This is a genomic window from Zoogloea sp. (assembly GCF_041908905.1).
Taxonomy (GTDB): domain Bacteria; phylum Pseudomonadota; class Gammaproteobacteria; order Burkholderiales; family Rhodocyclaceae; genus Zoogloea.
This window is the reverse complement of the sequence record NZ_JAYREK010000042.1, coordinates 12,422-32,827: the sequence shown is the minus strand read 5'-3', so window position 1 is coordinate 32,827 and position 20,406 is coordinate 12,422. Positions and strand designations below refer to the sequence as shown.

Genomic DNA, 20,406 nt, shown 5'->3' with positions numbered 1-20,406 from the left:
ATGGGAAGCGTCGAATTCGACTCGATCTCTCAAACGGGATGCGGCTCGCGCCGCTCACCAATGTCACCGACGATTCCCGGACCATGCTCAGAGACGGGCTCGCAACACGGCGTCGGCTAACGCCGCGTGCTCGCACCAATGACGTGTCGGTCATCTCGGCACTGCCGTTCACCTTGTAACGCATCGTCGTTTCTTCAGGGACACCTGGCCCGTGCGCGGGGTTGGGGTGCTCAGAAGCACCACCGCACCAATCAGCGTGAGCCATCCGGCAAACTCGCGGGCATCCCCTTGGCCAGCGTAAAAACCCCGGATGGCGTCCGGCAAGGCATTCAACAGCGCCACCGACTCCGCGTCCTGCCGACCTTGGGCAGGGAGCTGGCCGTCTTTCCCCCGGGAGATCCAATCATCTTCCCGACTGCTGCGACACTTCATCGTCGCCGCAAACGGCGCCTGCTCATGCCGATGGAGCAGCAGGATCAAGCGGAGGAGCGCGTCGTCGGCGGCGACCAGCTGCGGATTGACGTCCTCCCCGAAGCGCCCCGGCCCGAAGCGATAGGAAACGGCCTCCGGTCCGAGCAACCTCTGCAGCGCGGACGGATGGACCGCAAAGCTCTCCAGCACCTCCCGCGTCAGCCTTCCGGGCTGGGCCAGCGGGCGCCGCACCGCGGGAATGTCGAGCCACAGGCTGCCGGGCGCGGAGATCTCCTCGTGCAACACGGGCTGCGCCACCTCTGATCCGCACTGGCGGGCATCCTCCCCGCCCTTGTCACCCGCATCGGCGAGCAGGAGACCCGACGGCGCAGCCGCCGAAGCTTCAAGGCTCGCCGCCTCGCCCAGCATCCACGCGAGCGTGATGTCCGCCAGCCCCCGCTTCGGATAGCCGCCCCCGACATCCGCATGGGCACCGGCAAACCACACCTGCTTCACGTCCCGGCCCGCGCAGCGGGTAAACAACAGGGGCGGAAAGGCCCAGCCCCGCAGCTCATGCACGGCCAGCGCGTGGCGTGCCCGCCCCACGAAGGGTGGCACCTCCGTACGGTGATGCTCCGGCAGCCGGCCGGGCAGGCCCAGCGAGGCGACCGTATCCCACACCCCCAGAAAATGCGCCGACATCCGGTAGCGGAACGGCAGCGTCCTGGCGGCCGCCCCCTCTCCGCACCTCAGCACGGTATAGGTGCCGCTGCGTCGGATCCAGACACCGGTGACGCGCTGCACAAAGCGCTGCAGCTGCGCGCGAACCTCGGCGCGGGGATGAACGTACAGTCGGTACGCCTCGGCCACGTGTTCCAGCCTGTCGTGGAAGAGCAGGCCCACGGTATCCATGAAGCCCGCCAGCGAGCGCACCGCCGTTGCCCCACGACTGAAGCCGAAGAGGTAGATGCGGTCGCCCGGCCTGTAGTGGTGGCACAGGAAGGCATAGGCCAGGGTGATCCGATCGGCCGTGCCGAGCCCGGTGCCCCCCGCCAACTTCCGCCCGAGCGGACCACAGCGGGCGATCCAGACCGGCAGCGCATCGCCCAGCGGGCGCCGGACGCGCAGCGTCCAGTTTTTCCCGGGCGTGTAAATGGGTGCCCCACGCTGCGCGCCGACCCCCGGCAGGTAGCACTTGCACTGCTGCCCCGGTATCTCGGCCAGCGCCTCGAAGAGACGCCACACGTTGGTCGCCTCCGCTCCGCGCGGCCCGTTGCCGGTGCCGTCGATGCACACCACGATGTTCTTGCCGGTGCCGCTCTCCGGCACCTTGTTCCAGCGCTTCACGCCCACCTCTCCATTGAACGGCCGGCTGCGGCCAGCCCGGCGTTTCGATCCAGGCCCGCATTGTCGTCGAAACCCGCCGGAGCTGCCGCGCTGCGGACCACCCCAATGCACCGCACCGGGCCCTTGTGGCTATCATGGAAGCCCGCAACCGGGTCCGCCCGCCATGCCCCACTCCGAACTCCACGCGCCCCTGCCCCCCCGCGCCGCGCCGCACACCCTCACCGAAGACCTCCAGGCCCTCGTCACCGGCTGCCTCTTCGTCGCCCTGTCGATCCTGATGCTGCGGGAGAGCCGGCTGCTCACCGGCGGCACCACCGGGCTATCCTTCCTCATCCACTACCTCGGCGGCTGGCGGCTGGGTCTGGTGCTGTTCCTCATCAACCTGCCCTTCTACGCCTTCGGGCTGGCAGCCCTCGGCAAGCGCTTCACCTTCAAGACCTTCTGCGCGGTGGGCACCCTGTCGCTCTTTACCGAGCTGGTGCCGTCGCTGGTCCGCTTCGAGCGCCTCGACCCGGTCTTCGCCGCGGTGATGGGCGGGCTGCTGGCCGGCATCGGCATCCTGATCCTGATGCGCCACGGGGCCAGCCTCGGCGGCTCAGGCGTGCTGGCGATCTACCTGCAGAAGACCCGCGGCTGGCGCGCCGGCAGCGTGCAGATGAGCCTCGACGTGATCATCCTCAGCCTCGGCCTGCTGGTGGTCAGCCCGGGCCAGGTGGGCCTGTCCATCCTCAGCGCGGCGGCCCTCAATCTGGTGATCGGCATCAACCACCGGCCGGACCGCTACTTCGGCTTCTAGGCCGCATCCGCGCCGCAATGCGCGCGCAACGCTGCCGCAACCCTCATGCAACCGTCGTGCAATGTTCGGCGGCTATCTTGCGTCGCATCCCATAACCCGACGCGGGCACCGCCTGCCGGCGTCGCATCGCCCATGGCGCCGCACAGCCGCCCCACCCCGCCCCTCACCCGCCTCCTGCACGGCCTCGCCGCGCTCACCGCCGCCCTGCTGCTCTCCGCCTGCGCGCCGCGCCAGATGGTGCTGGGCCAGCTCGCCGACGAACTCGCCGCCCAGGGCCAGGCCGCCGAGACCGACCTGGAGCTCGCCCGCGACGCTGCCCCGTTCTACCTCAAGCTCTCCGAATCCGTGCTGCGCCCGCAACCGCAGCACGCCGGCCTCGCCGCGGCCGTCGCCGGTGGCTTCACGCAATACGCCTACGCCTTCGTCGCCTTCGAGGCCGACCGCCTCGACGCCACCGACACCCGCGCCGCCGAGCAGCTGCGCCGCCGCGCCGCACGCCTCTACCAGCGCGGACGCGACCACGCGCGGGCCGCCCTCGAAGCCCGCCACCCGGGCTTCGCCACCGCCCTCGCCCAGCCCGCCGCCGCGCTGCGCCTGGGGGCGGACGACGTCCCGCTGGCCTACTGGGGCGCCGCCGCCTGGGGCGGGCTGATCTCCCTCTCCAAGGACGCGCCCGACACCGTCGCCGACCTGCCCCTGGCAATCCGCCTCGCCCGCCTGGCCTGGGAGGCTGACCCGGCCTTCGGCAACGGCGACCTGGCCAGCCTGATGGGCAGCTTCGAGGTGGCCCGCCCCGGCGGCACGCCGGCCGGAGCCGCCCGCTTCTTCGACGAAGCCATCCGCCTCTCCGGCGGGCGCAGCGTCGGCGCCTTCGTCGCCAAGGCAGAAGGGATCGCCCAGCCGGCCGGCGACAAGGCCGCCTTCCGCGCCCTGCTCGGCCAGGCCCTCGCGCTGCCCGAAGCCCCCGCCGGTGCCCACAGCCTCGCCGACGAAGTCATGCGCCGCCGCGCCCGCTGGCTGCTCGACAACACCGACGACCTCTTCTGAACCTTTCTTCCAGGACGCTCCCCATGCACCGCATCGGCCACCTCGTGTTCGCCCATCGCATCAGCCTGCTCGGCCTCCTCTTCAGCCTGATCGCGGGCCTCGTCGCCGCCGGCCACGCCACCGCCGCGCCGGCCCAGCTGCGCATCGGCACCCTCGCCCCCAAGAACTCCCTCTACCACCGCCAGCTGATGGAGGTCGGCGAAGCCTGGCGCGGCGCCCAGGGCGACGGCGCCAAGTACGTGGTCTATCCGGACGGGAGCCAGGGCGGCGAGACCGACATGGCGCGCCGGATGCGCATCGGCCAGCTTCAGGGCGCGCTGCTGTCGGTGGTCGGCCTGCGGGAGATCGAGCCGTCCATCTCGGCGCTGCAGAACATGCCGCTGATGTTCCGCAGCTGGGACGAGGTGGATTACGTGCGCGAGAAGATGCGCCCGGCGATGGAAAAGAAGTTCCTCGACAAGGGCTTCGTGGTGCTGGCCTGGGGCGACGCCGGCTGGGTGCGCTTCTTCTCGAAGGAGGCCGCCCTGCGCCCCGACGACTACCGCCGGATGAAGTTCTTCGCCTGGGCCGGCGAGAGCGAGCAGCAGGACATCATGAAGAGCCTCGGCTACACCCCGGTGCCCCTGGAGACCAGCGACATCCTGCCGTCGATCCAGACCGGCATGATCACCGCCGTCCCGGCCACCCCCTACTTCGCGCTGGCCAGCCAGATCTACGCCACCGCCGGCCACATGCTGGACATCAACTGGGCCCCCATCGTCGGCGCGCTGGTGGTCACCCGGAAGAGCTGGGACGAGATGAGCCCGGCCGCCCGCGATGCCCTGAAGGCCGCCGCCACCCGCACCGGCCTGCAGATGCGCACCCAGGCCCGCAAGGAGGTGGACGAGGCCGTCGACGCCATGAAGAAGCGCGGCCTGCAGGTGCACACCCCGAGCCCCGAGCAGATGAAGGAATGGAACACCCTGGCCGAGCAGCTCTACCCGCGCATCCGCGGTCGGATGGTGCCCGCCGACACCTTCGACGAGGTCGTCAGGCTCCTCAAGGACTACCGCGCCGGCAAGCGCTGAACCCGGCACATTCCGGCAGACCGGGGAGGCAGCCCGCAGGGCCGGCTTTCCCGCCGCGGCCAGGGCGCGCCCCCGGCCATGCCGCACGGTGCGAGCCCGCCCGCCGGGCGATCTCATTCAGCCTCGGCGTGCGAATGAATTCGCACCCATGGCGCCTCCCCGCCCCATCACCCCGCCAACCCGGCCCCTCCCGAATCCCCCATGCGCCGCCTCCCCTTCGACGAAGCCATCGCCTCCGTGGCGCTGGCGCTGATGACCCTGATCCCGCTGCTGGAGATCGCCCTGCGGCCGCTCCATGGGCGGGGCATCGAGAACGCCGCCGTGCTGGTCCAGCATCTGGGCCTGGCGCTGGCGATGTTCGGCGCCATCCTGGCCGAACGCACCGGCCACCTGACGACCCTCGGCGGCGGCTTCGCGGCCGCCCGCAACCCGCGGCTCAGGCTGGCCGCGCGCCTGTTCGCCGATGGCAGCGCGGCGCTGCTGGCCGGCATGCTGGCCGCCGCCAGCTGGAACTTCGTCGCCAGCGAGCTCGACGGCGGCCGCGAGCTGGCCTACGGCCTGCCCGTATGGGCGGTGCAGGCGCTGATGCCGCTCGGCTTCGTGATCCTGGCCGTGCGGCTCGGCGCCCGCCCGCCGGAGGGCGCCGGCGGTGCCTGGATCCGCTGGCTGCGGGGCACGGCCCTGGCGACGGTCGGCTTCCTGTTTGCCCGCCACTTCGACGGTGCAACCCTGCCGCTGCTGCCCTTCGTGCTGTGGTTGCTGGCTGCCCTGCTGGCCGGCGCGCCGATCTTCGCGGCCCTGGGCGGGCTCGCCCTGGCCCTGTTCTGGTCCGAGGGCCAACCGCTGGCCTCGGTGCCGCTGTCCCACTACCAGATCACCGTCAACCCTTCGCTGCCCGCCCTGCCCCTGTTCACCCTGGCCGGGCTAGTGTTCGCCCGCAGCGGCGCGGCGGCCCGGCTGGGGGCGCTGTTCACCGCCTGCTTCGGCGGCGGCGCGCTGGGCACGGTGGCCGCGGCGGCGGTGCTGTGCTCCTTCTTCACCGCCTTCACCGGCGGCAGCGGCGTCACCATCCTGGCCCTCGGCGGCCTCCTGCTGCCGCTCCTGCGCGACGCCGGCGTACCCGAGCGCCGCGGCATCAGCCTCGTCACCAGCGCCAGCGCGCTGGGCGTGCTGCTGGCCCCGTCGGTGCCGCTGATCATGTACGCCATCATCGCCCGGGTGCCCATCAACACCATGTTCCTCGCCGGCCTGCTGCCCGCCCTGGTGATGGTGGCCTGCCTGCTGGTCTTCGGCGGCTACCTGCGCCGGGGGGGCATCGCCCCGGCCACCCCGCGCCCGAAGGCCGACCCGCGCCGCGCCCTCGCCGCCGCCTGGGCCGCCCGCTGGGAGATCCTCGCCCCGGTGGTGGCGATCGGCTCGCTGGCCAGCGGCATCGCCACCCCCACCGAGAGCGCCGCCCTCACCGCGGCCTACGCCCTGCTCACCCAGGCCGTGACCCACCGGGAGCTGAGCTGGCCCCTGCTGCGCCGCTGCCTTGCCGATTGCGCCCAGGTGATCGGCGGCGTGATGGTGATCCTCGGCATGGCGCTGGGCCTCACCAACTACCTGGTCAACGCCGGCATCCCCGACGCCGCGGTGGAATGGGCCCAGGCCGTGCTGCCGGGCAAGTTCGCCTTCCTGCTGGCGCTCAACGTGTTCCTGTTTGCCGCCGGCGCGCTGATGGAGATCTACGCCGCCATCGTGGTGCTGGTGCCCCTGCTGCTGCCGGTCGCCCAGAGCTACGGGATCGACCCGGTGCACTTCGGGGTGATCTTCCTGGCGGTGATGGAGATGGGCTTTTTGTGCCCGCCGGCGGGCATGAACATCTTCTTCGCCTCGGCGATGTTCGGCAAACCGATTCGCGAGGTCGCGGTGTCGGTGCTGCCGGCATTGCTGGCGATCTTCGTGGGAGCGCTGGTGATCTCGTGGGTACCGGAGATCGCGACATGGTTGCCGGGGGTGCTGCTCGGGGGCTGAGGGATGGCCAGCGGGGTTTGGACACCCGGCGGCCGGCTGTTCGCGGATGGCGACCAGGCAGGCATGCCCCAAGCCCGGATGTCAGCCCCCTGAGCGGTCCGCCCAGCACGCTGACCATGGACCTCAGCCCGCTGAGCATTTTTATCAAACCGGTGAGTCGATCGGCTCAGCGGTTTGAGCTTTGCGCTCAAGGCACTGGGCAAGACACTCGGAAATCAGGGTTCGGAACTCATCGCGCGGGCAATTCTGCTCAGACTGCCGAGCCCGGAACGCAAGGGGCTGACAGGCTCCTGTTTCGCCCGGATCGTAGAGCGCTGAACTCAGCGCGCCGACCTCGCCGCTCAACAACCTGAGTGACTGCGCCGGCGCTTCAGGCCTTGCCCCACTTCTCCGCCGCCGCGTCGTCGGCTTCGCGGGCATCCACCCAGCGGCCGCCGTCGGGCGTGTCTTCCTTCTTCCAGAACGGCGCGCGGGTCTTGAGGTAGTCCATGATGAACTCGCAGGCGGCGAAGGCGTCGCCCCGGTGGCTGCTGGCGACACCGACGAAGACGATGCGGTCGCCCGCCACGAGGCGGCCGAAGCGGTGGATCACCCGCACCCCGAGCAGGCTCCAGCGGCCCTCGGCTTCGGCGACGATGGCCTCCAGCGATTTCTCGGTCATGCCCGGATAGTGCTCGAGGGTCATCGCCGAAACGGCCTGCGCCGCGGCGCTGTCGCCATCGAGCTTGTCGGCGCGGACGAGGCCGACGAAGGTGGCCACGGCCCCCACGTCGGAGCGGCCGGCGGAGAGGGCCTGGGTTTCGGCGCCGACGTCGAAGTCGGCCTCCTGAACACTGACGCGCATGTCAGCCTCCGGTAACGGGTGGAAAGAAGGCGATCTCGTCGTGGTCGGCCACCGGGCGATCGGGGCCGGCCATCTCCTGATTGACTGCGGCCCTCACGTTGCGCCCCTCGCCGAGGGCCTCCCACACGCCGCCGCGGCGGGCCAGGTGGCCGCGCAGGTCGCCCAGGGTGGCGATGCTGGCCGGCAGGGTGAGGGTTTCGTGGGTGTAGCCGAGGGTTTCGCGCAGGCTGGCGAAGTACAGGACCTTGATGCTCATGACAACAGTTCGGAATAGGGAATGAAGGACACCGGCTCGCCGCGGGTGACGGCGTGGCCGGCGGGGTTATCGACGAGGCCGGCGGCCCATACGGTGGAGCTGAGCACACCGGGCCCCTGGTTGGGAAACAGCTCGACCCGGCCGGCCTCGCCGATCCGCGCGCGCAGGAACTCGCGGCGGCGATCGGGCCGCGGCCAGTCGAAGCCGGCGGACAGGATGATGCCCTTCGGCAGGCAGTCCTCGACGCCCATCCGGCGCAGGATGAAGGGCCGCACCAGCATCAGGAAGGTGACGAAGCTCGACACCGGGTTGCCCGGCAGGCCGATGAAGTCGGCGCCGCCGGCGGGGCTGTCGACCCGGCCGAACGCCACCGGCTTGCCGGGCTTCATCGCAACGAGCCACAGGTCGAGCCGGCCCTCGGCCTCGACCGCCGGCTTGACGTGGTCCTCCTCGCCCACCGACACGCCGCCGCTGGTGAGGATGAGGTCGTTGCCGGCCGCGGCTTCGCGCAGCGCGGCACGGGTGGCGGCGAGGCTGTCGGGCACGATCCCCAGGTCGCTCACCTGGCAGCCGAGGGCTTCGAGCAGGCCGCGCAGCACGTAGCGGTTGGAGTTGTAGATGGCGCCCGGCGGCAGCGGCTCGCCGGGCATCACCAGCTCGTCGCCGGTGGAGAACAACGCCACCCGCAGGCGCCGGAACACCGGGAGCGCCGCGCAGCCCACCGAGGCGGCGAGGCCCAGCATCTGCGGGCCGAGGCGCTGGCCGGCGGTGAGCACAACCGATCCGCGGGCGATGTCCTCGCCGGCGCGGCGGATCCATTCGCCAGGCCGGGGCTGGTGATCGATGAGCACGCCGTCGCCGTCAAGGGTGCACAACTCCTGCATCACCACGGCGTCGGCGCCGTGGGGCACCGGCGCGCCGGTGAAGATGCGCGCCGCGGTGCCCGGCTCCAGGCTGTGGCCGACGCTGCCGGCGGGAATGCGCTGGGCGACGCGCAGCCGGGTGCCGGGAGCGGCGATGTCGGCGCAGCGCACCGCGTAGCCGTCCATCGACGAGTTGTCGAGGGGCGGCACGTCGAGGCCGGAGAGCTGGTCGACGGCGAGCACCCGCCCGAGGGCCTCGGCGGTGGGCACCTCCTCGACGGCGGAGAGCGGCGTGGCGGCGGCCAGCAGGGCCGCGCGCATGTCCTCGAAGGGACGCAGGGGTTGTTTCATAGCAGGCCCTGATGGCGAAGGATGAACTCGGCCACGGCGGCCGGATCGTTGAGGTCGAGACGGGGCAAGGCGAGGCCGGGCAACCCGTCGGGCGGCGCGTCGGTGGCGACGGCGACGATGGCCGGGTTGTCCGGGTGCAGCAGCGGACGGCCGTGGGCCGGGCGGTGGATCTCGATCTTGGGGATCTGCACCGACTTGAAACCCTCGACCAGCACCAGGTCGCAGGGCGACATGATGGCCAGCTGGGCGGCCAGGTCGGGCTCCGGGTCGCCGCGCAGTTCGTGCATCAGCACCCAGCGCTGGTCGGAGACGAGCAGGATCTCGCTGGCACCGGCCTCCCGGTGACGCCAGGAGTCCTTGCCCGGCTTGTCCACGTCGAAGGCGTGGTGGGTGTGCTTGATGACCGACACCTTCAGGCCACGGCGGGCGATGCAGGGGAGCAGCTGTTCGATCAGCGTGGTCTTGCCCGAGCCGGACCAGCCGGCGAAACCGAATACCTTCATGGTGTGATCATCCGTGGCAGCCGCAGGGTTCCGGCGGCTCGTCGCAGGGCAGCGCCAGCACCGGCGCAAAGCCGCCCCCGGGGGTGCGGAAGTTGGTGGTCTGGCCGCGGTAGAGGCGCGCGGTGACGAGCTGCACCTCACCCCGGTAAACATAGTTGCGGAGGTCCATCTTGAGATCCACCGGCGCCCCCTCCACCGCCACCCGCCGCTCGGAAGGCGGCACGAAGGCCTGGGCAATGTAGTCGCCGGCGAGGATCTCGTCGAACACCCGCCGGGTGAGCTTGTCGCCCCGGTAGGCGCCACGGCTGCCGAAGCCGCTGGCCGGCTTGAAGAACAGCCCGCGCCGGCGCGCCCAGAAGTCGTCGGCCCGCGCCGCGCTGACGGCCTCGGTGTGCGGCACCCCGGCCTGGATCATGGCGATGGTGGCTTCGTCGGCCCCCAGGCGACGCAGGGCCTCCGGGTCGGACAGCAGCACCAGATTGCGCTTGTCGGCGTAGAGGGCGTGGGCGCGCGGATGGGGCGTGATCACCGCCGTGCCGCCTAGCCAGGCTTCGCGCAGCGCGGCGCTGGCGGGCTCGGCCAGGGCGAAGTCGGTGAGGCGGTTGTAGACCAGATCCACCGGCCGGCCCTGCAGGCTGAGGCCGTCCGGGCCGTGGCGGAGTTCGGCCGGGTCACAGATCGACGCGGCGATGCCGTGGCGCTCGAACAGCCGCTGGAAAAGCAGGAACTCGGGCAGCAGGTACTGGCCCTGGGGCGCCTCGTCCACGATGGCCACGTGACGGAGGGCCGCGTCGCCCCGCTCCGCCCGCCACTCGGCGCGGAACATGGCAACAAAACGCGCCTCCAGGTCGGCCGCCTCGCCCGGCACGGCATCCATGGCCTCGGCGACTTCGGCGCAGCAGGCCCGCTGGGCGCGGCCGAGGATCGCGTTGAGCAGGCCGCCGCCGGCGTTGGTGTTGATCTCGATGAGCTGGGGGCCGTCGGGGCCGAGGTGGAAGTCGTAGCCCAGGAAGACCCCGGACGCCCGGCTGGCATGCCGCGCGCTGGCCGGCGCCCAGGCGAGAACCGCGTCCTGCCAGGCGGGCAGCGCGACGACCCGTTCGATGGCCGCGACGACGTCGGCCATGCGCCGGACGTGGCGGGCCGAGACGAAGGCCATCGAGTCGGAAAACAGGTGCGGCCGGCTTTCGGCCAGCATCGCCTGCAGCGCGCCGTCCCGGGGATCACGGGCCAGGGCATCGAGCAGGGCCTGGCGGTCGAGGGAGACGCACTGGCAGCCCACGTTGAGGGCTTCGGCCATGCCGGCGCAGCCCCCCGCCGCGGACCCGGCGAGGATGGTGTTGACGTCAGCAGGAGCGGACACGGGGCTGGAGACGGGCGAAAGGGTCATCGGAAACCGGTTCGATTGTAGCGATCACTTTTCGTTCAACCATTTACCGTAGCGAAAGCCCGGGTCGGCCTCGATGAACTCGCCGTTGGGCCCGAAGCTGAGGGTGGTGATGATGGGCTTGGTCACCTGGCTCCCTTCCGCCAGCGGCAGCCACGGAAAGCGCTGGAGGCGCGCGATGTCCGGCGAGTAGATGAACGGCGCGCGATCGAAGATCTGCAGCGTGAAGCGGGCCGACACATGGGTGACGGCGCCGAGGCGCAGCGGCGGCAGGGTCTCGAGCACCTGGGCAACCCGTGCCTTGCCAAAGCACAGCCCGGGCGCGGTCTTGCCATTGGCGGTGGGCGCGACGGGGTCGTAGAGGGCCATGCCGGCGGCGGTGAGGTCGTAGCCCCGCTGCTCGGCCCCGTCAGGCCGGCGCGCGGAGATCCGCTCCACCAGGCCGGCATCGAGGAGCGTGCTGCAATGCAGGCAGACCTCCGGGCCGACCTTGGGGAACGGCCCCTCGTAGACGCAAAGGGGCCCGCCGTAGCTCTCGTTGAGGGCGGCGACGATGGCGCCGGCGGGTTTCTTGGCGGTCGCGTCGCCGCCGCCCCCCTTGAGCTTGCCGATGAGGAGCCCGAGCGCCAGCAGGGCCGCGAAGATCATCAGGACGAGACGCATGGAATGCTCCTTGGGGCGATGCGCGCCCCGGAGGGCACGGCGGGGACGTCAGCCGGCCGCCGGGGGCGGCAGCTGTTCGAGGAAGGCCACCACTTCGGCCTCCACCTTGCTGCGGGTCATCGGCGGCAGGCTCTGCCAGACCCGCCGGCCATAGGGCTTGGTGAGCATGCGCGGGTCGCAGATGGCCAGCACGCCCCGGTCGCGCTCGGTGCGGATCAGCCGGCCGGCGCCCTGCTTGACGTTGATCACGGCCCGCGGCAGCTGGTACTCCATGAAGGGGCTGCGGCCTTCCTTCTGCATGTTGTCGATGCGGGCGGCGAGCACCGGGTCGTCCGGCGGCGCGAAGGGCAGCTTGTCGATGACCACCACCGACAGCGCGTCGCCCGGCACGTCCACGCCCTCCCAGAAGCTCTGGCTGGCCACGAGGATCGCGTTACCGAGCTTGCGGAAGCGTTCGAGGAGCTCGCTGCGCGAGCCCTCGCCCTGGATCAAGAGCGGCAGCTCGAGCTTCTCGGCCTCGAGCTTGTCGGCGATGATCTCGTGGATGCGGCGCATCGACCGGAGCGAGGTGCACAGCACGAAGGTGCGCCCCCGGGCGGCCCGGATCAGCGGAAACGCGACCCGCGCCACCGCGTCCGGGTAGTCCGGTGCGTTGGGGTCGGGCATGTTCTGCGGAGCGTAGAGCATGGCCTGCTTCGGGTAATCGAAGGGGCTGCCCCACACCGCCGTATCGATGGGCGGCTCGACCCAGTTGAGGCCCAGCTCGCGGCAGTAGTGGCCGAAGTCGCGCCCCACCGCCAGCGTGGCCGAGGTGAACACCCAGGCCCGCGGGTGGCCGTCCATCTGGCGCTTGAAGATCGAGGCGATCGACAGCGGCGTGGCGTTGAGGGCCAGCGACTGGCTGAACACCTCGACCCAGCGCACCCACTGGTTGCCCTCGGGCACCTGCCAGCGGGCCAGGCGCTCCTGGAGCTCCTGGGTGCGCCGCAGGCAGGCGGCGAGGCCCTCGGAGCGCTCGGCCTGGGTCTCGACGATGGCGGAGAAGGCGCCGAGCTCGGCGTCGAGGGCATCCACCGCCTCGTGGAAGGGCTTGTTGTCTTCGAGCTGGGCGTAGCCGAAGCGGGCGTTCTCGGTGGCGATGGTGAGGCGCAGATCGCGGGCGGCCTTCTCGAGCTTGCGGGTCGCCTCGATGAGGTCAAGGCAGTCGCGGGCGGCGGCGACGGTTTCGGAGCGGGTATCGCGGGCCAGTTCGAGGAGCTGGGAGGTGGACACGCTCTCGCCGAAGAACAGGCTGGCGGTCTCGGGCAGCTGGTGGGCTTCGTCGAAGATCACCGCGTTGCACGAGGGGAGCAGCTCGCCCATGCCGCCATCGCGCAGGCTGACGTCGGCGAAGAACAGGTGGTGATTGACCACCACCACGTCGGCGTCCATCGCCGCGCGGCGGGCGGCGGCAACGAAGCACTCCTTGATGTTCGGGCAGTCCTGGCCCAGGCAGTTGTCCCGGGACGAGGTGGCGAACATCCAGGCGGCGGCGTCCTCGGGCACCTCGGGGCATTCGGCCTTGTCGCCGGTCTGGGTGACGTCGAGGAAGCGGCCGATGGCGCGCAGGTGGGCGGCGTCCTCGGGCGTCGTGAAGCGGCCGTCGGCGAGGTTGCGGGCCAGGTGATAATGGCAGACGTAGTTGCTGCGGCCCTTCAAGAGCGCGACCTCGACCGGCACCTTGAGGGCAGCGCGGACGGTGGGCAGGTCGCGGTTGAAGAGCTGGTCCTGGAGTGTTTTTGTGCCAGTCGAGATGATGACCTTGCCGCCATTCAGCAGCGCCGGCACCAGGTAGGCGTAGGTCTTGCCGGTGCCGGTGCCGGCCTCGGCCACCAGCACGCCGTTTTCCTTGAGGGTGGCGGCGATGTGGGCCGCCATCTCGATCTGCTGGGGACGCGGCGAGAAGCCCGGGATGGCCTTGGCCAGCGGGCCGTCCTTGGCGAAGGCGGTGTCGATGTTCATGCTGCGGAGGTGGGCCGGGGGCGCTCAGTCCACCCGGTGGGCTTCGGCCAGGTAGTCACGGGAGCGCATCTCGATGAGACGGCTGACGGTGCGGTGGAACTCGCTGGCCTGCCGGCCTTCGACATACAGGTCGTAGGCCTGGCATTCGGCGCTCACCAGCAGCTTGACCCGGTGGTCGTAGAGCACATCCACCAGCCAGGTGAAGCGGCGCGCCTCGGAGGCCATCGCCGGGCTCATCTTCGGGACGCGGGACAGGATCAGGGTATGGTACTCGCGAGCGATCTCGAGGTAGTCGTTCTGGGAGCGGTTGCCGCCGCACAGGGTGTCAAAGTCGAACCAGATCACCCCGGGCGCCTGACGCTGCACCTTGAGCTTTCGCTCGAGAACCTCGATCTCGCCGCCCTGCCCCTTGGTGCCGGCGATCTTCTCGAAGTCGGAGGCCAGGTGGCGGTCGGCCTCGTCGTCGGCGGGGACGAGGAAGGCATCCATCTGCTCGAGGGTGCGCAGCCGGTAGTCGGTGCCGTGGTCCACCTCGACCACGTCGAAGCGGCGCTTGATCATCTCGATGGTCGGCAGGAAGTTGATGCGCTGCAGGCCATTGGGGTAGAGCCCGTCGGGCGGGTAGTTGGAGGTCATCACGAACACGGTGCCGCGGGCGAACAGCGCGTCGAGCAGGCGACCGAGGATCATCGCGTCGGCGATGTCCGACACGTGGAACTCGTCGAAGCACAGCAGGCGCGTCTGGCGGGCGATGCGGTCGGCCACCTTCTGCAGCGGATCGGGCTCGTGATTGAGGTTCTTGAGGTCGTTCTGCACTTCCTGCATGAAGGCGTGGAAATGCACCCGGCGCTTGCGCTGGTAAGGCACCGAGTCGAAGAAGCAGTCCATCAGGAAGCTCTTGCCGCGCCCCACTCCACCCCAGAAATACACGCTGCGCGGCTGCTTGGGGCGGGCCAGCAGCTTGCGGATCGTGCCGCGGCGGGCGGCCTTGAAGGCCACCAGCTCGGTGTACAGGCCCTGCAGGCGCTGGGCCGCAGCGCGCTGGGCGGGGTCGGACTTGAAGCCGCGGGCCTTGAGGGTGGCCTCGTAGGCGTCGAGCATGCCGTGTTCGGAGACTTTCAGGATTCGGTGGGGCATCGTCTTGATTCGGTGATACGAATGAAACGGGGGCGGGCAGGCATTTTACGCCTGACCACCCCCTCGTGCCGCAGGCCGGCTCAACGACCGGCAGGCAGCATCAGAAGTGCAGAGGACGCTTGTCGACGGCCAGGGCCGCTTCGTGCACGACTTCCGACAGGGTCGGGTGGGCGTGGCAGATACGCGCCAGGTCTTCGGACGCGCCGGCAAACTCCATCGTCACCACCGCCTCGCCGATCAGCTCGGAGGCATTGGCGCCGATGATGTGCACGCCGAGGATGCGGTCGGTCTTGGCGTCGGCGATCATCTTCACGAAACCCTGCGGCGTGCCGGCACCCAGCGCGCGGCCGTTGGCCATGAACGGGATCTTGCCGACGCGGTACTCGACGCCTTCGGCCTTGAGGGTCTGCTCGGTCTTGCCGACCCAGGCGATCTCGGGCGAGGTGTAGATGACCCACGGAATGGTGTCGAAGTTGCAGTGGCCGGCTTGGCCCGCCATCAGCTCCGCGACCATCACGCCCTCTTCCATGGCCTTGTGGGCCAGCATCGGGCCGCGCACCACGTCGCCCACCGCCCACACGCCGGGCAGGTTGGTCTTGCAGTGGTCGTCCACCTCGATGAAGCCGCGGCCATCGACCTTGAGGCCGACCGCTTCGGCGTTGAGGCCGGCGGTGTTGGGTACCCGGCCGACGGAGACGATCAGGCGGTCGAACTCGGCCTTCTGGGCGCCGTCCTTGGTTTCATATTCGACGGTGACGGAGTCCTTGCCCACGGTGACCGCGCCGACCTTGACCGACAGCTTGATGTCGAGGCCCTGCTTGGTGAACAGCTTGAGGGCTTCCTTGGCCAGATCCTGGTCGGCGGCAGCGAGGAAGCTGTCCATCGCTTCGAGGATGGTGACCTTGGCACCCAGACGGCCCCACACCGAACCCATCTCGAGGCCGATCACGCCGGAGCCGATCAGGCCGAGGCGAGCCGGCACGGCGTTGATGTCGAGGGCGCCGATGTTGTCGCAGACCAGCTTGTTGTCCACCGGAATGCCCGGCAGGTGGCGGGCCGACGAACCGGTCGCCACGATGACCTGCTTGGCGGTGACGACTTCCTCACCGACCTTGACCTGCCAGCCGCCGTCCACCTGGCCGACGAAGCTGCCGTGACCGGCCAGGAAGGTCACCTTGTTCTTCTTGAACAGGCCCTTGATGCCGGCGGTGAGCTGCTCGACGATCTTGGCCTTGCGGGCGATCATCTTCGGCACGTCGATGGTCGGCGTGCCCACGGAAATGCCCTGCTCCGCGAAGCTGTGGCCAGCCTCTTCGAACAGGTGGGAGGTGTGCAGCAGCGCCTTCGACGGGATGCAGCCGACGTTCAGGCAGGTGCCGCCCAGGCGCGGTTCGCCCTTCGGATCGGCGTAGGGGTTGGACTCGGCACAGGCGGTGCTGAAGCCGAGCTGCGCGGCACGGATCGCCGCCACGTAGCCGCCGGGGCCGCCGCCGATGACCAGCACATCAAATTGTTTCGCCATATTGTTTTTTCCCTCTGATGATGAAAACGAGGCACGGCTGCAGCCCCACCGGGGCCGCGACCGTGCCTGCGCAAGGATGGATCAGACGTCGAGGATCAGACGGGCCGGATCTTCCAGGGCTTCCTTCATGGTCACCAGACCCAGCACGGCTTCACGGCCGTCGATGATCCGGTGGTCATAGGACATGGCGAGGTAGTTGATCGGACGGACGACGACCTGACCATTCTCGACCACGGCGCGGTCCTTGGTGGCATGGATGCCGAGGATCGCGGACTGGGGCGGGTTGATGATCGGGGTGGACATCATCGAGCCGAACACGCCGCCGTTGGAGATCGAGAAGGTACCGCCGGTGAGCTCCTCGAGGGAGATCTTGCCGTCCTTGGCCTTCTGGCCGAACTCGGCGATCTTCTTCTCGATGTCGGCGATGGACATGTTGTCCACGTCGCGCAGGATCGGCACCACCAGGCCACGGGGCGAACCGACGGCAATGCCGATGTCGATGTAGCCGTGGTAGACGATGTCGTTGCCATCGACGGAGGCGTTCAGGATCGGGAACTTCTTGAGGGCCGCGACGGCGGCCTTCACGAAGAAGCCCATGAAGCCCAGACGCACGCCGTGGGCCTTCTCGAACTTGTCGCCGTACTGCTTGCGCAGCGCCATGATCGGAGCCATGTTCACTTCGTTGAACGTGGTCAGGATGGCGTTTTCGTTCTTCGACTGGATCAGGCGCTCGGCGATGCGGGCACGCAGACGGGTCATCGGAACGCGCTGCTCCGGACGGTCGCCGGCAGCCACGACGACAGCCGGGGCGGCAGCGGCAGCCGGAGCGGCGGCGGCCTTCGGCTGGGCAGCCAGGGCGTCCTCCTTGATCACACGACCACCACGGCCGGAGCCGGCGACGTCGGAGGCGGCGATGCCCTTCTCGTCGAGGATCTTGCGGGCGGACGGGCTGGCGGCGCTGCTGGCAGCAGCGGGCGCGGCGGCAGCCGGAGCGGCGGCCGGGGCCGGCGCGGCAGCGGCCGGAGCACCGGCGGCGGCCTTGGCTTCGGTGTCGATGGTGGCGATCACTTCGCCGGAGGTCACGGAGTCGCCACCGTTCTTGACGATCTTGACCAGCACACCGTCGGCCGGAGCCGGAGTTTCCAGCACGACCTTGTCGGTCTCGATGTCGATCAGGTTCTCGTCACGGCTGACGGCATCGCCTTCCTTCTTGTGCCAGCTGACCAGCGTGGCTTCGGAGACGGACTCGGACAGTTGCGGCACTTTGACTTCGATCAGCATATTCTCTCCCTTGATTATGGTGGGGCACTAACAGGGCATCAGGCCTTGATTTCGCCAAATGCGTTCTCGATGACGGCCTTCTGCTGCGCGTTGTGCTTCGCGTAGTAGCCGACTGCCGGCGAAGCGGCGGCCGGACGGGCCACCAGCAGGAACTTGCGCTTGTCGCCGATGGCGCTGTCGAGGTGGTGACGCGAGGCGAGCCAGTACCAGACACCCTGGTTGCGCGGCTCTTCCTGACACCAGACGACTTCCTTGGCGTTGGGGTACTTGTCGATCTCGGCACGGAAGGCATCGGCCGGGAACGGGTACAGCTGCTCCAGACGGACGATGGCGATGTCCTTGATGTCGTTGGCGCGGCGATGGGCCAGCAGTTCATAGTAGATCTTGCCCGAGCAGACAACGACGCGCTTGACCTTCTTGGCTTCGAGTTCGTCGATCTCGCCGATGACGGTCTGGAAGGTACCCTTCGACAGGTCGTCGAGGGTGGACACCGCATCCTTGTGACGCAACAGGGACTTCGGCGTGATGATCACCAGCGGCTTGCGCAGCTTGCGCAGGGCCTGGCGACGCAGCAGGTGGAAGATCTGCGACGGGCCGGACGGGATGCACACTTCCATGTTCATCTCGGCACACAGCTGCATGTAGCGCTCGATGCGGGCGGAGGAGTGCTCGGGGCCCTGACCTTCGTAGCCGTGCGGGAGCATCATGACGAGGCCGCACTGACGGCCCCACTTGGCCTCGCCGGAGCTGATGAACTGGTCCATCACCACCTGGGCGCCGTTGGCGAAGTCGCCGAACTGGGCCTCCCAGATCACCAGCTGGTTCGGCTCGGCGGTGGAGTAGCCGTATTCGAAGGCCAGCACGGCCTCTTCGGACAGCACCGAGTCATAGCAGTAGAACGGCCCCTGGCCCTCGCGGATGTTCTGCAGCGGATAGTGGGTGCCGTGGTGCCACTGGTCGCGGTTCTGGTCGTGGAGCGCCGCGTGGCGGTGGAAGAAGGTACCGCGGCCGACGTCCTCACCGGAGATGCGCACGCCGAAACCCTGCACCAGCAGGCTGGCGTAGGCGAGGTTCTCGCCCATGCCCCAGTCGATCGGCAGCTTGCCTTCGCCCATGCCCTTGCGGTCGTCGATGATCTTCTGGACGCGGGGGTGCAGCGCAAAGCCTTCCGGCAGCGTCGTGAGGGCCTGGGAGAGGCGCTCGAGTTCAGCCATCGGAACGGTGGTGTCGCACTTGTCGGTGTACTTCTTGTTGACGTACGGGCTCCAGTCCTGGGAGAACTGGCGCTTGAAGTCGGACAGCACGGGATTGGTGAGCAGCTCGCCCTTGTCGAGGGCGGCGCGGTAGTCCTTGATGAACTGGTCCGGCTCGTCGGCCTGGCAGACGCCCAGCGCAACCAGCTTGTCCGCGTAGAGCTTGCGGGTGCCCGGGTGCTTGGCGATCTTCTTGTACATCAGCGGCTGGGTCACCATCGGCTCGTCGGCTTCGTTGTGGCCGAGCTTGCGGTAGCAGACGATGTCGATGACCACGTCCTTCTTGAACTCCTGGCGGTACTCGACGGCCAGGCCCATCACGAACGCGACGGCTTCGGGATCATCGCCGTTCACGTGGAAGATCGGGGCTTCCGCCATCTTGAAGATGTCGGTGCAGTACAGGGAGGAGCGGTAGTCGCGCGGATCGGAGGTGGTAAAGCCGATCTGGTTGTTCACCACGATGTGGATCGTGCCGCCCGTGCCGTAGCCGCGGGTCTGCGCGAAGTTGAGCATTTCCTGGTTGACGCCCTGGCCGGCCACGGCGGCATCGCCGTGGATCAGGACCGGCACGACTTCGGCCTTGCCGTTCTCGCCACGGCGGATCTGACGGGCATACACCGAACCCTCGACCACCGGATTGACGATCTCGAGGTGGGACGGGTTGAAGGCCAGGGTCAGGTGCACCGGGCCGCCATCGGTCATGACGTCGGAGGAGAAGCCCATGTGGTACTTCACGTCGCCGGCGGAGAGATCGGAGACTGCCTTGCCCTCGAACTCGGAGAACAGCATGCTCGGCGACTTGCCGAGGGTGTTGACCAGCACGTTGAGGCGGCCGCGGTGGGCCATGCCGATGACGATCTCGGCCACGCCCTTGCTGCCGGCGACGCGGATCAGCTCATCCATCGCGACGATGGTGCTCTCGCCGCCTTCGAGGGAGAAACGCTTCTGGCCGACGTACTTGGTGTGGAGGTAGCGCTCCATCGTCTCGGCGGCCGTAAGGCGCTCGAGGATGCGCCGCTGCTTGGGCGCGTCGAAGGACGGGCGGCCGCGGGTGGGCTCGAGGCGGGCCTGGATCCAGCGCTTCTCGCCGATATCCGTCATGTACATGTACTCGGCGCCGATCGAACCGCAGTAGGTCTGGCGCACGGCGTCGAGGATCTCGCGCAGGGTGGCGCGGTCGCTCGGCAGGCCGTGGAAGGAGCCGGTGTTGAAGGTCTCGTTGAGATCAGCCTCGGTGAAGCCGTAGTGGGACAGCTCGAGCTCGTGGATCTCCGGACGCTCGGTACGCTTCAGCGGGTCGAGCTGTGCCCAGCGGGTGCCCAGGAAACGGTGGGCGTTGATCAGCTGGAGGACGCTGACCTGCTTCTGGTTGGCACCGGAATCGACCACGGTACGCACCGGGCCGCGCTTGGCCATCTCGGCGAAGGCATTGATGATCGGATAGTGGGCGACGTCCCGAGCCGCGCCGGGCTGGTTCTGCATCGAATCGAAATACGACCGCCACTCTTCGGAGACGGAATCCGGATTTTCGAGATAGTTCTCGTAAAGTTCCTCGATGAACGGCGCGTTGCTGCCGAACAGTTGGGAGCTTTCAAAAAGCTGTTTCATCATGGGCGACCACCTGGCTTGTGTCTTGATTTTTGGAATTACGGACTGACGGC

At 69.1% G+C, this 20,406-nt stretch carries 16 protein-coding genes; 4 read left to right on the top strand and 12 right to left on the bottom strand.

Translation table 11 applies throughout. The features are described from left to right. Nucleotides 1-168: 168 nt before the first annotated feature. Nucleotides 169-1,758, bottom strand: a complete 1,590-nt coding sequence (locus ACE3OU_RS16505) for a DUF2235 domain-containing protein (protein WP_374242647.1) — start codon at nucleotides 1,756-1,758, stop codon at nucleotides 169-171. A 163-nt stretch (nucleotides 1,759-1,921) separates the two neighbouring features. Here ACE3OU_RS16505 and ACE3OU_RS16500 point away from each other — a divergent pair, with 163 nt between their 5' ends. The 4 genes from ACE3OU_RS16500 to ACE3OU_RS16485 all read left to right on the top strand — a co-directional run bounded on the left by ACE3OU_RS16500 (nucleotide 1,922) and on the right by ACE3OU_RS16485 (nucleotide 6,684). After that, the gene (locus tag ACE3OU_RS16500) at nucleotides 1,922-2,554 is read left to right on the top strand and encodes a YitT family protein (RefSeq protein WP_374242646.1); all 633 of its coding nucleotides are present in this window, start codon (nucleotides 1,922-1,924) and stop codon (nucleotides 2,552-2,554) included. A 132-nt stretch (nucleotides 2,555-2,686) separates the two neighbouring features. Then, complete coding sequence (locus ACE3OU_RS16495; RefSeq protein WP_374242645.1) at nucleotides 2,687-3,601, top strand: TRAP transporter TatT component family protein; 915 nt, start codon at nucleotides 2,687-2,689, stop codon at nucleotides 3,599-3,601. Nucleotides 3,602-3,624: 23 nt separating this feature from the next. Beyond that, on the top strand, nucleotides 3,625-4,668 hold the full coding sequence (dctP, locus tag ACE3OU_RS16490) for a TRAP transporter substrate-binding protein DctP (RefSeq protein ID WP_374242644.1): 1,044 nt from the start codon (nucleotides 3,625-3,627) through the stop codon (nucleotides 4,666-4,668). 201 nt (nucleotides 4,669-4,869) lie between these two features. Next, a complete protein-coding gene (locus tag ACE3OU_RS16485; protein ID WP_374242643.1) occupies nucleotides 4,870-6,684 on the top strand; it encodes a TRAP transporter large permease subunit in 1,815 nt (604 codons plus the stop codon). 370 nt (nucleotides 6,685-7,054) lie between these two features. Here ACE3OU_RS16485 and moaE read toward each other — a convergent pair whose 3' ends face one another. The 11 genes from moaE to ACE3OU_RS16430 form a co-directional block, all read right to left on the bottom strand. Continuing rightward, nucleotides 7,055-7,528, bottom strand: a complete 474-nt coding sequence (gene moaE, locus ACE3OU_RS16480) for a molybdopterin synthase catalytic subunit MoaE (RefSeq protein ID WP_374242642.1) — start codon at nucleotides 7,526-7,528, stop codon at nucleotides 7,055-7,057. A 1-nt stretch (nucleotide 7,529) separates the two neighbouring features. Then, nucleotides 7,530-7,784 (bottom strand): molybdopterin converting factor subunit 1, encoded by a 255-nt coding sequence (moaD, locus tag ACE3OU_RS16475; protein WP_374242641.1) that lies wholly within the window; start codon nucleotides 7,782-7,784, stop codon nucleotides 7,530-7,532. Beyond that, nucleotides 7,781-8,998 (bottom strand): gephyrin-like molybdotransferase Glp, encoded by a 1,218-nt coding sequence (gene glp, locus ACE3OU_RS16470; protein WP_374242640.1) that lies wholly within the window; start codon nucleotides 8,996-8,998, stop codon nucleotides 7,781-7,783. The genes moaD and glp overlap by 4 nt, the downstream gene beginning before the upstream one ends. After that, entirely contained in the window at nucleotides 8,995-9,501 is a 507-nt protein-coding gene (gene mobB / locus ACE3OU_RS16465; RefSeq protein WP_374242639.1) for a molybdopterin-guanine dinucleotide biosynthesis protein B, read from the bottom strand. The genes glp and mobB overlap by 4 nt, the downstream gene beginning before the upstream one ends. Nucleotides 9,502-9,508: 7 nt before the next feature. Next, nucleotides 9,509-10,891: a hypothetical protein gene (locus ACE3OU_RS16460; RefSeq protein ID WP_374242638.1), complete on the bottom strand. Its 1,383-nt coding sequence runs from the start codon at nucleotides 10,889-10,891 to the stop codon at nucleotides 9,509-9,511. A gap of 24 nt (nucleotides 10,892-10,915) precedes the next feature. Beyond that, a complete protein-coding gene (locus tag ACE3OU_RS16455) occupies nucleotides 10,916-11,551 on the bottom strand; it encodes a hypothetical protein (protein WP_374242637.1) in 636 nt (211 codons plus the stop codon). A 48-nt stretch (nucleotides 11,552-11,599) separates the two neighbouring features. Then, entirely contained in the window at nucleotides 11,600-13,552 is a 1,953-nt protein-coding gene (locus ACE3OU_RS16450; protein ID WP_374242636.1) for an ATP-dependent DNA helicase, read from the bottom strand. A gap of 24 nt (nucleotides 13,553-13,576) precedes the next feature. Then, complete coding sequence (zapE, locus tag ACE3OU_RS16445; RefSeq protein WP_374242635.1) at nucleotides 13,577-14,689, bottom strand: cell division protein ZapE; 1,113 nt, start codon at nucleotides 14,687-14,689, stop codon at nucleotides 13,577-13,579. Nucleotides 14,690-14,789: 100 nt separating this feature from the next. Then, complete coding sequence (gene lpdA / locus ACE3OU_RS16440; RefSeq protein WP_374242634.1) at nucleotides 14,790-16,211, bottom strand: dihydrolipoyl dehydrogenase; 1,422 nt, start codon at nucleotides 16,209-16,211, stop codon at nucleotides 14,790-14,792. 81 nt (nucleotides 16,212-16,292) lie between these two features. Further along, the gene (odhB, locus tag ACE3OU_RS16435; RefSeq protein WP_374242633.1) at nucleotides 16,293-17,492 is read right to left on the bottom strand and encodes a 2-oxoglutarate dehydrogenase complex dihydrolipoyllysine-residue succinyltransferase; all 1,200 of its coding nucleotides are present in this window, start codon (nucleotides 17,490-17,492) and stop codon (nucleotides 16,293-16,295) included. A gap of 38 nt (nucleotides 17,493-17,530) precedes the next feature. Continuing rightward, complete coding sequence (locus ACE3OU_RS16430) at nucleotides 17,531-20,356, bottom strand: 2-oxoglutarate dehydrogenase E1 component (RefSeq protein WP_374242632.1); 2,826 nt, start codon at nucleotides 20,354-20,356, stop codon at nucleotides 17,531-17,533. Nucleotides 20,357-20,406 lie beyond the last annotated feature (50 nt).

Excerpts from the sequence above, each read along its gene's own strand:
- ACE3OU_RS16500 (WP_374242646.1), top strand. The coding sequence starts at position 1,922 with ATGCCCCACTCCGAACTCCACGCGCCCCTGCCCCCCCGCGCCGCGCCG.
- ACE3OU_RS16495 (WP_374242645.1), top strand. The coding sequence starts at position 2,687 with ATGGCGCCGCACAGCCGCCCCACCCCGCCCCTCACCCGCCTCCTGCAC.
- dctP (WP_374242644.1), top strand. The coding sequence starts at position 3,625 with ATGCACCGCATCGGCCACCTCGTGTTCGCCCATCGCATCAGCCTGCTC.
- ACE3OU_RS16485 (WP_374242643.1), top strand. The coding sequence starts at position 4,870 with ATGCGCCGCCTCCCCTTCGACGAAGCCATCGCCTCCGTGGCGCTGGCG.
- moaE (WP_374242642.1), bottom strand. The coding sequence starts at position 7,528 with ATGCGCGTCAGTGTTCAGGAGGCCGACTTCGACGTCGGCGCCGAAACC.
- moaD (WP_374242641.1), bottom strand. The coding sequence starts at position 7,784 with ATGAGCATCAAGGTCCTGTACTTCGCCAGCCTGCGCGAAACCCTCGGC.
- glp (WP_374242640.1), bottom strand. The coding sequence starts at position 8,998 with ATGAAACAACCCCTGCGTCCCTTCGAGGACATGCGCGCGGCCCTGCTG.
- mobB (WP_374242639.1), bottom strand. The coding sequence starts at position 9,501 with ATGAAGGTATTCGGTTTCGCCGGCTGGTCCGGCTCGGGCAAGACCACG.
- ACE3OU_RS16460 (WP_374242638.1), bottom strand. The coding sequence starts at position 10,891 with ATGACCCTTTCGCCCGTCTCCAGCCCCGTGTCCGCTCCTGCTGACGTC.
- ACE3OU_RS16455 (WP_374242637.1), bottom strand. The coding sequence starts at position 11,551 with ATGCGTCTCGTCCTGATGATCTTCGCGGCCCTGCTGGCGCTCGGGCTC.
- ACE3OU_RS16450 (WP_374242636.1), bottom strand. The coding sequence starts at position 13,552 with ATGAACATCGACACCGCCTTCGCCAAGGACGGCCCGCTGGCCAAGGCC.
- zapE (WP_374242635.1), bottom strand. The coding sequence starts at position 14,689 with ATGCCCCACCGAATCCTGAAAGTCTCCGAACACGGCATGCTCGACGCC.
- lpdA (WP_374242634.1), bottom strand. The coding sequence starts at position 16,211 with ATGGCGAAACAATTTGATGTGCTGGTCATCGGCGGCGGCCCCGGCGGC.
- odhB (WP_374242633.1), bottom strand. The coding sequence starts at position 17,492 with ATGCTGATCGAAGTCAAAGTGCCGCAACTGTCCGAGTCCGTCTCCGAA.
- ACE3OU_RS16430 (WP_374242632.1), bottom strand. The coding sequence starts at position 20,356 with ATGATGAAACAGCTTTTTGAAAGCTCCCAACTGTTCGGCAGCAACGCG.